We start from the raw sequence: 11,061 nt of genomic DNA on the forward strand, positions 1-11,061 counted from the left end.
GTGCAGATGGGAAAGGAACGGAATAAAACCGACCTGTTGTTGGCGCTTATTCGGGAGGGGAAACCCATGACGCTCAAAAAGCAGTTGCAGCTTACCGCTTATTTGAGTGTTCCTGCTATTATGGCGCAATTCTCATCGATTGCTATGCAGTATGTTGATGCGGCGATGGTGGGTAGTCTGGGGGCGAATGCTTCTGCGTCGATAGGCTTGGTGTCTACTACGACGTGGTTGTTTGGAGGCGTGTGTGCGGCGGCGACGATGGGATTTTCCGTGCAGGTTGCCCATGCTATCGGGGCGGAGGATTTTGTGCGGGCGCGCAAGGTGCTTCGCCAGTCGATTACCGCCATGATGGTGTTCAGTTCGTTGCTTGCTTTAATCGGAATGTCAATCAGCGGCGCTCTGCCCGGTTGGCTGGGCGGGGAGGCTGCTATCCGGCATGACTCGTCTCTTTATTTTTTGATATTTTCACTTTTCATACCAGTATTGCAGTTGAATTTTTTGGCGGGGAGTATGTTGCGGTGCAGTGGCAATATGCGGGTGCCGAGTATGTTGAATGTGTTGATGTGTGTGCTGGATGTGATATTTAATTTCTTTCTGATATTTCCGACGCGCGAAGTGGAGCTTGGCGGGGTGAGTGTTGTTTTTCCGGGAGCGGGATTGGGTGTGCGGGGTGCGATATTGGGTACGGTGTTGGCGGAGTTGGTTACGGCAGGGGGGATGATGTGGTATCTTTGTACGCGTTCTTCCATGTTGAAGTTGAAAGGAGAGCGGGGGCGTTTCCGTCCGGAAACGAGAACGTTGCAAAAGGCTTTCCGTATAGCTCTGCCGATGGGATTTGAGCATGTTGCTATTTGCAGCGCCCAGATAATGACGACGGTTATTGTGGCTCCGTTGGGGGTATTTGCGATTGCGGCCAATTCTTTTGCTATTATAGCGGAAAGTCTTTGCTATATGCCCGGTTACGGTATTTCCGAAGCGGCTACTACTTTGGTGGGACAGAGTTTGGGTGCGGGTAGGGCAAAATTGATTCGCAGTTTCGGTAATATTACGGTTGTTTCGGGTATGGTTATTATGGGGCTTATGGGAATTGTTATGTATGTGGCGGCGCCTCAGATAATCGGTGTAATGACTCCTGTCGAGGAGATTCGCTCGTTGGGTGTGATGGCGTTGCGTATAGAGGCTTTTGCCGAACCGATGTTTGCGGCGGCGATTGTGGCTTACGGTGTGTTTGTCGGGGTAGGGAATACTTTGGTGCCCAGTTTGATGAATCTCGGCAGTATATGGGGTGTCCGGTTAGTGCTGGCGGCACTGCTTGCGCCGTCTTTGGGATTAAAGGGGGTATGGCTGGCTATGTGCATTGAACTCTGTTTTCGTGGCATGATTTTTCTTATCAGATTATGGTATGGAAAATGGATAAATATTTTACAAGAAAAAAAGGTTGATTATGAAATATGATTTTGATGAAATAATACCTCGTCGGGGTACCCGTTCTTACAAATGGGATATGCCTGAAGAGGAAGGGGTTTTGCCGATGTGGGTGGCCGATATGGATTTTAAAACGGCTCCGGCTATTATCGAGGCATTGGAAAAGCGCGTCGCACATGGGATTTTCGGCTATGTCAAGGTGCCGCAATCTTACTATGAGGCAATTGTGCAGTGGTTTTCGCGGCGGCATCAGTGGACGATAGAGTGTCCGTGGATTATTTATACAACCGGTGTGGTGCCGGCGCTCTCCGCTATTATTAAGGCGATGACGGAACCGGGAGATAAAGTTATTGTACAGACCCCTGTTTACAATTGTTTTTATTCGTCGATACGCAATAACGGGTGTGAACTGTCGGCGAATCATCTTGTATATAAAGAGGGACGTTATACGATTGATTTTGACGATTTGGAGGCGAAAGCTGCCGACCCGAGAGCGAAACTTTTAATATTGTGTAATCCGCACAATCCGGCAGGGCGGGTGTGGACGGAAGAGGAATTGAGGCGTATCGGTGACATCTGTCTGAAGAATGGAGTTTTGGTTGTATCGGATGAAATTCATTGTGAACTGACTTATGCGGGGCATGATTATATCCCGTTTGCTTCTTTGTCGAGAGAGTTTCAGATGAACTCCATTACCTGCATTTCTCCCAGTAAGGCGTTTAATATAGCAGGTTTGCAGATAGCCAATATCGTGGCGGCGGATGAGGAGGTTCGTAGTCGGATAGACCGGGCGATTAATATTAATGAAGTATGCGATGTCAATCCGTTTGGAATAGAGGCGACGATTGCCGCTTATAATGAAGGGGAAGCGTGGCTTGACCAGCTTCGGGAATATTTGTGGGGGAATTATCAGTATCTCTGTGAGCAGTTGAAAGCACATTTGCCGCATTGTCCTGTTTTGCCGCTGGAAGGTACTTATCTGGCCTGGATAGATTGTCAGGCGACAGGCCTGGATGCAGATGAGGTGACTTCGCGATTACGGAAAGAGCAGAAATTGCTGGTTAATTCCGGCACTATGTACGGTCCCGGCGGGGAAAGATTTATCCGTTTAAATCTGGCTTGTCCCCGTGCGCGTCTTATGGAAGGGGTGAAACGGATAATTGACGGACTTTCTTAAAATTACAACAATGAACTGGCAGGAAAGATTGGCGGATTATGCGGAAAATGAAGAGATTCTTCAGGTGTATGAGGATTGGGGGGAGACGGAGTATCTGAAGGAAGTTATTCATGTCTTGGATGCGTATAATCCCGATTGGAATAAAGAGAAAGAGTTGGGAAGCTGGGCAGCGGAATTTATTTTGGATGTTCTGGAGGAAACGGAGGAGGAGTTGGAGGAATGGAGCCGTGAAGAGCGTTGCCGGCGTTTTGAAGAGCTGACCGAGGAGAGGTATGAAGACTTTCGGAGCGGCCACCAGTTTGCCCGGATAAATAACCTAGCCATTCAGGCGGGGAATGCGGACGGGAGCGGAGAGCGTATCCGGCAAATGTCGGAGGAGGAGGCAGAGAAGGAGGGGTTCCCTATCTTGGTATAGGAATAGATATGAAAATCCCTCAGAACCGGCAGCTCTGAGGGATAATACTTTACAGGTCAAATAGAGAGTATTGTATTATACTTCGATTTCGACCAATTTGGCTCCGGCCTGAACCGAAACGCCTTCTTTTACAAAGATGCGTTTTACTTTTCCTGCATAATCCGAAGTAATGCTATTCTCCATTTTCATCGCTTCCAGAATGATAACGGATTGGCCTTTTGTCACCGTATCGCCCGGTTGCACCTGTATTTTAAATATATTTCCCGGCATAGGAGCCTCTACGATTTTACCCGTGATGGGTTCTTCCTTTACTTCCTCTTTGGCAGCCTGTTTGTTTTCTTCTTCCTTGTGCAGGGCCTGATAACGGGCTTCTTTTTGTTTGGTCAGGAAACTTTTGGCAACTTGCGGGAATAATTCCAGCAATAATACTTCTTTTTCATTCTCCGCCAATTTCACATCACCTGCTTCCGGTAATGTCGGGTTGGGTTGCATTTGATATTTTGAAGTATCGTAAGGTATTTCCTCGCGGGTGCCGGCAATCTTTAGACGGAATTCCGGATTAACGGGTACGGGTGTTTTACCGTATTCGCCTTTTACCAAATTGACAAATTGATTGGAAACATTGCTATACATGGGTTTGCCTGCTTTGAGATCCAATGCGCAGTTTACCGCTTGAGCCCCTACAATCTGGCTGGTGGGCGTTACCAAGGGAGGAAGCCCTGCCGCCAAACGTACTGTCGGTATCAATTCCATCGCTTTTTCCAAAATATCCATGGAGTTCAATTGCTTCAATTGAGCGACCATGTTACTGTACATACCTCCGGGGACTTCCGCTTTCTTAACCAGTTCATTGGGTTTCGGGAAGTTGAAGTAAGCCTCGATGGCATGGCAGGCATTCAATAAAGCGGTTTCGTCGTTGTTGCGTGCGGCTTCGATGGCTTTGTCGAATTCTTTATCAATATCGGCGGGCAATGTATCTGTCAGCGGGTTAAACGGATTCGGGAATTGTTTCGTGGCATCCACGGCTTCCAGTTCTTTGCGGATAGCGTGCAATTCTTTGTTGATTTTGGCAACCGCTTCCATGTTTACATCCAGCGTTACGCCCAATTTGTTACAGAAAATGTAAATCAGCTCGATAGCAGGAGCCCCCGTGCCGCCGGCAAAGTTCCAGATATTGGTATCCACCACATCCACCCCTTTGACAATAGCCATCAATACGGCGCCTAAACCGTACCCCGGCGTACAATGGGTATGGAAGTCGATAGGAATGGATAAATGCTGCTTGAATAACGGAATTAATTCTGCAATTCGGGACGGCTGAATCAGTCCGCTCATATCTTTAATGGTAATCATATCCGCTCCCAACGCTGCCATTTGTTTGGCTTTATCCAAAAAGTACTCATTGGTGAACACCGGAGCGGGATTTTTCTTTCCTTTCAGTTTATCAAAGAAACTGAGCTTCGGATATTTTGGGTCAATGGTATAACATACGGCACAATCTGCAATGCCTCCGTATTGTTTCACATATTTAATCGTCGATTTTACATTATTCACGTCATTCAACGCATCAAAGATACGCATGATGCCCAACCCCGATTGGATAGAATTACGGCAGAAACCGTCGATGATTTCATCTGTGTACGGAGCATAACCGAAAAGATTACGGCCTCTGGACAAGGCGGTCAATTTTGAAGCCTCTCCCACAGCGGCTTTGATTTTTTCCAGACGTTCCCACGGATTTTCATTTAGATAGCGCATCACCGAGTCGGGAACAGCCCCGCCCCAAACTTCCATCGCATAGAAATTTGCATCTTTATAATAGGGTAATACTCTGTCAATCTGTTGTTGGGTCATTCGGGTGGCGAACGAAGATTGCTGTCCGTCGCGGAGAGTAAGATCGCGGATTAAAAGTTTCTGTGCCATAATATTGCGGTATTTAGTGTTATTTGGTCAGACAAACTTATGAAATAAAGTGATATTCTCTATTAAAATGAAAGGAAATTATAGAAAAAAATCGTTATTTGCTTTTTGCGGGAAGGTTCTTGTTTTAAATTGGAAGAAATTGGCTATGTTTGTGCGCTATACAGTATATTTTTGGTTTATTCATTATGGAAAAAACAGCACTCTTTCCGGGATCATTCGATCCTTTTACCGTGGGACACGAAGAGATTGTGAACCGTGGTTTGAAATTATTTGATAAGATTATTATCGCTGTCGGAATAAATGCCTTGAAGAAAGAATTTTTGGATATAAACTGCCGGGTGGAGTTGATAAAAAAAGTATTTCGTCACACTGACCGGGTATCGGTTGTGCCTTATTCGGGACTGACCGTTGATTTTTGCCGGGAAATGAAGGCCGATGCCATCATACGGGGATTGCGGACAGCAGCGGATTTTGAATACGAACGGGCTGTGGGGCAGGCAAACCGGGCCATGGCTGCGGAGGTGGAAACCGTCTTTATACTGACCTCTACGGTACATACCTTTATTAGTTCGACTATCGTAAGAAATGTATACATGAACGGAGGGAATGTTGATCAGTTCCTTCCCGACAAACTAACGACAGAAGATTTACGTTTATGCGATAAAAATATTCAGAAATAGTCAGACCTATGAGTTTTCAAAACAAAATCCCCCGTTGGCAGAAGATTTCGTCCGGCATCCTGCTTGTGATTGCCATCATTTTTTTAATCGCTCCGGTTTATGTGCGTGAGGCACTGATTCATTGGTATCCGGATATTTCGGATACTTATCTGTTTGAATCGCATGTGGTGGCCAAAGCGGATACATGTTGGGAGTGGCCGGAGGCAAAGGATTATAATACTTATCGGTTGGATAAAACCGACAGCCTTTACCTGGATGAATACGGCACCGTCGCTTTTCTTGTTATTCAGGACGACAGTATCCGTTACGAAGAATATAGGGACAGTTGGACGCCTTTGACTCTTTCCAATCTGTTTTCGGCAACCAAGAGTATTGTGGGATTGCTGATAGGCATTGCCCACGATGAGGGATATATAAAAAGCCTGGATGATAAAGTCGGGGATTATCTGCCGGAATTCAAAGAGGGAAAACGGGCGGACGTGTCAATAAGAAATCTGCTGACGATGAGTTCCGGATTAAATTGGGACGAGTCTTATAGCAGCCTCTTTTCTAAAACAACGCAGGCTTATTATGGAGATAATATCCGGGAATTGGTTATGAATCTGGAGGTCGAGGAAGAGCCGGGGAAACGCTATTCTTACAAAAGCGGTGATACCCAATTGCTCTCTTTGTTGCTCGAAGCGGCTACTGGACAGACAATCAGCGATTACGCGCACGATAAACTCTGGCAACCGATGCAGGCTTGTACGGATGCCCTCTGGAATTTGGATAAAAAGGGGGGCGATGAAAAAGCGTATTGCTGTTTCAATACCACGGCGCGGGACGTTGCCCGCTTTGCGCGTCTGATACTCCGTAACGGAGATTGGAACGGGCGGCAGCTGGTATCGGAGGAGTATATGCAGGAAGCCATTACGCCCGCCGTTTATCTTGAAAATGAATTTGGAGACGGAGCTTTGGACTACTACGGCTTTCAGATATGGATTGTAAAATACGGGGATATGCGTTTCCCGGCATTCCGGGGATTAGGCGGGCAATATATCTTTGCCATACCGCAGAAAAATGCTATTGTCGTGCGTTTGGGGCATGACCGCAGTACCGTGTACGAGCGGGAGGTAACTACCGACATGAAACCTTACCTTGACATCGCTTTTAAGATATTGAAATAGAAACAAAAAAATCGGAAGCCGTTAAGACTTCCGATTTTTTATTTGTATTCAATTTTTACCAGGCAAACATCGGACGGGGATTCATCATCGCATTCACTTCTTTCTTCACTTGTGCGATAACATTTTCATCGTCAATATTTGACAGGATACGGTCAATCATATCCACGATTGTTTTCATATCCTCCTCTTTCAGGCCGCGGGTCGTAATGGCAGGCGTTCCGACGCGTATACCGGATGTCTGGAAAGGAGAACGGCTGTCGAAAGGCACCATGTTTTTGTTAATGGTAATATCGGCCTTTACCAGCGTATTTTCAGCCTTCTTACCGGTCAGTTCCGGGAACTTCGTGCGTAAGTCAATCAGCATGCAGTGATTGTCCGTACCGCCGGATACCACCTTATATCCTTTGTCAATAAAAGCCTGTGCCATGACTTTGGCATTCTTTTGTACCTGCTTGGCATACTCCAGATAAGAATCGGAAAGTGCCTCATTGAATGCCACGGCTTTGGCAGCAATGACATGTTCCAACGGACCGCCTTGCTGGCCGGGGAATACGGCGAAGTTGATAACTTGCGACATCATCTTGATTTCTCCCTTCGGTGTTGTCTGCCCCCATGGATTCGGGAAATCTTTGGGAAGCAAAATCATACCGCCGCGCGGACCGCGCAATGTCTTGTGGGTTGTCGTTGTCACAATATGGCAATATTCAAAGGGATTGTTCAGTAATCCTTTGGCAATCAAACCGGCGGGATGTGCCATGTCATACATCAGCAGGGCGCCTACTTTGTCGGCGATTTCGCGCATGCGTTTGTAATCCCAGTCGCGGGAATAAGCTGAAGCACCCGCAACAATCATCTTGGGGTGATGTTCCAGCGCCAGTTTTTCCATTTCGTCGTAGTCCACCAGTCCCGTATCCTCTTTCACGTGGTAAGCAACAGGATGGTAATTGATACCGGATAGATTTACGGGGGAGCCGTGGGACAGGTGGCCGCCGTGTGCCAAATCCAATCCCAGATACGTATCGCCGGGTTTCATGCAGGCAAAAAACACCGCTGCATTGGCCTGGGCGCCGGAGTGTGGCTGAACATTGGCATATTCTGCGCCGAACAATTTGCATGCCCGATCGATTGCCAACTGCTCGGATTGGTCTACAATCTGGCATCCGCCGTAATAACGGGCACCGGGGTATCCCTCTGCATACTTGTTTGTCATGCAGGAGCCCATGGCTTGCATCACTTCCTCACTGACAAAGTTTTCCGAAGCGATTAGTTCGAGGCCTTCTTTTTGACGTTGAGCTTCTTGTGCTATTAAGTCAAATATCTTAGTATCTCTTTCCATATAGAATTGTTTTATATAATTTTTCTCAAATTTAGCACATTCATTCCAAGTTAACAAACTTTTGCCGGTAATTACTTTCCCCTTTTTTCATTTTTATCTACTTTTATACCGAATTTTAAATTTATACAAATCATGGAATATTCAATGGAAAATGAAGTACGGGAAAATAAACGTCCAGCTCTTTTGACGGTATTGTGTATATTGACTTTTATTGCCGCCGGTTTATCGATAATTTTTAACTTGGTAATATGGTGTATGCCTGTGGATTCTTTGGATGGTCTGTCCGGACAATGGGCGGAATTATTGGGAGAAGAGAAAGCGGAGGAGATGGTGAACTCCTTTTATCTGGCGGGTAAATTGGCACCGTGGCAGATGTTGGCTAACATCATAAACCTGGTCGGAGCGATTATGATGTTTCAGTTAAAGCGGGTAGGTCTTTATCTTTATGTATTGGCACAGGTATTGATTGTTTTGCTGCCGGCTTGTATCAGCGGTTCCTGGGCTATCGTTTGGCCTGCATTCTGGGCAATACTCTTCATTGTGCTGTATGCCATAAATTGGAAGAGCTTGAAATAAGCTAATCCGAAAAATATAGTGAAGCCTGTCGGGTATATTTGCCGGACAGGCTTTTTTTGTTTCATATAAAAAGTTTCTGTACTTCGTTCCAATAGAAGAATGCCTCGACGTTGCTTTTCTTGAACTTGTTGAATTTCGTTGGCAGAGGGTCATAAATAACTGCGTTGGATAGTGCCGGCATATAAGCTTTATCAAAATGATGCACCTCAGTTTTGCCCAATTCAATCAGTTTGCTTAAATATGCAGCTTTGGCAGCATTGATAATGGCACTGTCCAGCGTATAGATTTCGCTATGAATAAAACTGCGGACTTTTGCTATACCTTGTTGAAGGAGTTGGAATTCATCGGGTGATACTGTGCCACGAAGAGATATACAACAGGCCGTATTGAAAATGTCGTGCAGCACATCCTGTATAGTTAGTCCTTTCTTCTTGCGGTATTGCAATTCTACCTCTGCAAACTTTTTGAATGTCTCCGTTGAAATGGACAAATCCGCCGTAAGGTCAAATAAAGATGCTATATCAAACAATTGCTTATTAATCTCCATCGAACAGTCTTTGACATCTTTAAAGAATGGAATACCGGTAGTATGAGGTGCAAAGGCTGTCAGTTTATCACCGAGCAAATCCATATGGCTTGGAACATTTACCAACACAGGCACCCTCGGTTTTCAGAAATGGGCTTTGGATAGGCAACGTAACTATGTCTGAGTAATGATTATCCTCGAATAATACATCCAACAATATTTTATCCTCACTATGTCCCGATGGATATGCTACTTGATAATGGTATTTTGCGTGTTGTTTAGGAATATCCGTGCGGCTATTTCGCTCAACAAGTTCAATCTCTCCAAATCCATACTCAGCGGAATATGTGTGCAGGAAATTCTCTATCTGCGTGCCGGGAGGACAAATAATGTCTATATCGATAGAAAGTCGCTTGGTGCTGTTTAAGTGAAGCATAAGCGAAGTACCTCCTTTGAATATCAGAGGGCAGCCGGAGCGTACCAAAGCTTCAAGTAATGAGAATGCTCTAATAGTCTTTTCCACAAGCGACTTATCTTTTATACCATTGGCGGTTGCAACTTGGTCTATCCACTCATAAGTTCGGCTGGCTGGGTGTATCATTATTCAAAAGTTTTGAGTATTTTTATTATCTTGTCTTTTCTGTTGCGTCGTGCCGCATATCTGAGCAAACGACTGACATTTACATTGTGTACTTGGAACGCATTTCCGTAAATGGTATACAACTCCACGCCCTGCGCAAACAACAATTCCTTGTCTCCGGCAGCATCAACAAGAATTTTCTCTATAGTCGGGACAAAGTAATTATTCATAGTTACGATAGGAGCCTCGTTAATCAAGGTGCGAATAATTATCATATCATCAGATGTTATATATCGTTCACACTCCTGTCGCGTCGGATTTAATAGGATGGTTTTATGTTCCTGAAGCCCTTGCAAGAAATAAAAAACTGACTCTGAGGCAACTTTCTCAACATCCACGAATATCATACTTAATGCGGGAATATGCTGCATATACGGAATCAGTACAGCAGGCTTCCAAATGCAGAAATCGGCAAAAGGGAATTTATCACGTACCTGTTGTGCGAGATTCAATTCATCATCTGATGGGGAATATTGAAATTCCATATTATGTTTTGCCGGAAGACGGTAAAGTCCACGGTCTACTTTTTCCAACTGACCGCTGTGAGCAAGACGGTATAACACGACTTTGGCAGAAGTTCGAGAAATATTCTGCGAATCCAAATACCGCATTAATCCGTCAAGCTGAAATGGTTCGTTTTGCGTTAAGGCATATTGTATGATATAGTCTGCTATCGTCATAAAATCCTTTTTGAATTGCGAATGTAAATATATAACAAATTTGGCAAATAATGGTGTTTTTTGCCAAATTTGTTTACTTTTATCTTTGAATCAGAAGTTACAAGATAGTCTTTGTATTTGTTTCCTGAAAAGTTTTGCCGGACAGGCTTTTTTATTTCATATAAAAACACCGTATGGTTTGAAAGATTAGCTAAGCAGAGAAAAGTTTCCACTTTTTCCTTATATTTGTCCTGTTGTGGCAGAGAGACCTGCCGTAATTGAAATATTATTTTGAAGCGTTTAGCTTATCCTTGGTGAAGAAATCTGGTAAATTTCATTGAATACAGGGATAAACAATAAAGCGCTCATACTTGCTGTATATGTAATTCGTATATAGGTTAAGTGTGGGATGTTGTTTATTTGTATTCAAGGTTTACCAGAGCCTCTTCACCAGATAAACTAAAGTTCCCACGCTTTCTTTTTGTTATAAACCCACCTTTCCGGGGACTTTCAAGGTGCTAAGTAATTTCTTGGTATG

Annotated in this window: 11 protein-coding genes; 6 read left to right on the plus strand and 5 right to left on the minus strand. The window is 44.8% G+C overall.

Translation table 11 applies throughout. The features are described from left to right. Positions 1-6 precede the first annotated feature (6 nt). Genes NFR61_RS07925 through NFR61_RS07935 form a run of 3 tightly spaced genes read left to right on the plus strand, consistent with a single transcriptional unit; the run spans position 7 to position 3,017 of the window. Entirely contained in the window at positions 7-1,455 is a 1,449-nt protein-coding gene (locus NFR61_RS07925) for an MATE family efflux transporter (RefSeq protein ID WP_251622682.1), read from the plus strand. Beyond that, positions 1,445-2,602: a MalY/PatB family protein gene (locus tag NFR61_RS07930; protein ID WP_251622684.1), complete on the plus strand. Its 1,158-nt coding sequence runs from the start codon at positions 1,445-1,447 to the stop codon at positions 2,600-2,602. Before NFR61_RS07925 ends, NFR61_RS07930 begins: the two co-directional genes overlap by 11 nt. A 10-nt stretch (positions 2,603-2,612) precedes the next feature. Beyond that, entirely contained in the window at positions 2,613-3,017 is a 405-nt protein-coding gene (locus tag NFR61_RS07935; RefSeq protein ID WP_251622686.1) for a hypothetical protein, read from the plus strand. A gap of 75 nt (positions 3,018-3,092) precedes the next feature. Here NFR61_RS07935 and NFR61_RS07940 read toward each other — a convergent pair whose 3' ends face one another. After that, entirely contained in the window at positions 3,093-4,940 is a 1,848-nt protein-coding gene (locus NFR61_RS07940; protein ID WP_251622688.1) for a biotin/lipoyl-containing protein, read from the minus strand. 185 nt (positions 4,941-5,125) lie between these two features. Between NFR61_RS07940 and coaD the strand changes: the two genes are divergently transcribed. Together coaD and NFR61_RS07950 are read left to right on the plus strand one after the other, a co-directional pair. Then, positions 5,126-5,620 (plus strand): pantetheine-phosphate adenylyltransferase, encoded by a 495-nt coding sequence (coaD, locus tag NFR61_RS07945; protein WP_251622698.1) that lies wholly within the window; start codon positions 5,126-5,128, stop codon positions 5,618-5,620. 8 nt (positions 5,621-5,628) lie between these two features. Then, positions 5,629-6,786 carry a serine hydrolase domain-containing protein gene (locus NFR61_RS07950; protein ID WP_251622701.1) on the plus strand — a complete coding sequence of 386 codons (1,158 nt, stop codon included), beginning with the start codon at positions 5,629-5,631 and terminating at the stop codon, positions 6,784-6,786. A gap of 55 nt (positions 6,787-6,841) precedes the next feature. Here the strand turns inward: NFR61_RS07950 and glyA are convergent, their stop codons facing one another. After that, positions 6,842-8,122 (minus strand): serine hydroxymethyltransferase, encoded by a 1,281-nt coding sequence (gene glyA, locus NFR61_RS07955; protein ID WP_251622702.1) that lies wholly within the window; start codon positions 8,120-8,122, stop codon positions 6,842-6,844. Between the two features lie 132 nt (positions 8,123-8,254). Here glyA and NFR61_RS07960 point away from each other — a divergent pair, with 132 nt between their 5' ends. Then, positions 8,255-8,698 carry a hypothetical protein gene (locus tag NFR61_RS07960; protein ID WP_251622704.1) on the plus strand — a complete coding sequence of 148 codons (444 nt, stop codon included), beginning with the start codon at positions 8,255-8,257 and terminating at the stop codon, positions 8,696-8,698. A gap of 61 nt (positions 8,699-8,759) precedes the next feature. On the opposite strand, the gene NFR61_RS07965 is transcribed toward NFR61_RS07960, so the two are convergent. From NFR61_RS07965 to NFR61_RS07975, 3 genes are read right to left on the minus strand one after another with little or no spacing between them, the layout of a single operon-like run. Then, the gene (locus NFR61_RS07965) at positions 8,760-9,329 is read right to left on the minus strand and encodes a hypothetical protein (protein ID WP_251622706.1); all 570 of its coding nucleotides are present in this window, start codon (positions 9,327-9,329) and stop codon (positions 8,760-8,762) included. Next, on the minus strand, positions 9,313-9,825 hold the full coding sequence (locus tag NFR61_RS07970) for a nucleotidyl transferase AbiEii/AbiGii toxin family protein (RefSeq protein WP_251622708.1): 513 nt from the start codon (positions 9,823-9,825) through the stop codon (positions 9,313-9,315). The genes NFR61_RS07965 and NFR61_RS07970 overlap by 17 nt, the downstream gene beginning before the upstream one ends. Further along, positions 9,825-10,544, minus strand: coding sequence for a type IV toxin-antitoxin system AbiEi family antitoxin domain-containing protein (locus NFR61_RS07975; protein WP_251622709.1), 720 nt, complete (start codon positions 10,542-10,544; stop codon positions 9,825-9,827). The genes NFR61_RS07970 and NFR61_RS07975 overlap by 1 nt, the downstream gene beginning before the upstream one ends. Positions 10,545-11,061: the final 517 nt, after the last annotated feature.

This window comes from Odoribacter lunatus, from assembly GCF_943193135.1.
In the GTDB taxonomy this organism is placed as follows: Bacteria; Bacteroidota; Bacteroidia; order Bacteroidales; family Marinifilaceae; genus Culturomica; species Culturomica lunata.

Coding starts and splice junctions, on each gene's coding strand:
- NFR61_RS07925 (WP_251622682.1), top strand. CDS start 7: ATGGGAAAGGAACGGAATAAAACCGACCTGTTGTTGGCGCTTATTCGG.
- NFR61_RS07930 (WP_251622684.1), top strand. CDS start 1,445: ATGAAATATGATTTTGATGAAATAATACCTCGTCGGGGTACCCGTTCT.
- NFR61_RS07935 (WP_251622686.1), top strand. CDS start 2,613: ATGAACTGGCAGGAAAGATTGGCGGATTATGCGGAAAATGAAGAGATT.
- NFR61_RS07940 (WP_251622688.1), bottom strand. CDS start 4,940: ATGGCACAGAAACTTTTAATCCGCGATCTTACTCTCCGCGACGGACAG.
- coaD (WP_251622698.1), top strand. CDS start 5,126: ATGGAAAAAACAGCACTCTTTCCGGGATCATTCGATCCTTTTACCGTG.
- NFR61_RS07950 (WP_251622701.1), top strand. CDS start 5,629: ATGAGTTTTCAAAACAAAATCCCCCGTTGGCAGAAGATTTCGTCCGGC.
- glyA (WP_251622702.1), bottom strand. CDS start 8,122: ATGGAAAGAGATACTAAGATATTTGACTTAATAGCACAAGAAGCTCAA.
- NFR61_RS07960 (WP_251622704.1), top strand. CDS start 8,255: ATGGAATATTCAATGGAAAATGAAGTACGGGAAAATAAACGTCCAGCT.
- NFR61_RS07965 (WP_251622706.1), bottom strand. CDS start 9,329: ATGGATTTGCTCGGTGATAAACTGACAGCCTTTGCACCTCATACTACC.
- NFR61_RS07970 (WP_251622708.1), bottom strand. CDS start 9,825: ATGATACACCCAGCCAGCCGAACTTATGAGTGGATAGACCAAGTTGCA.
- NFR61_RS07975 (WP_251622709.1), bottom strand. CDS start 10,544: ATGACGATAGCAGACTATATCATACAATATGCCTTAACGCAAAACGAA.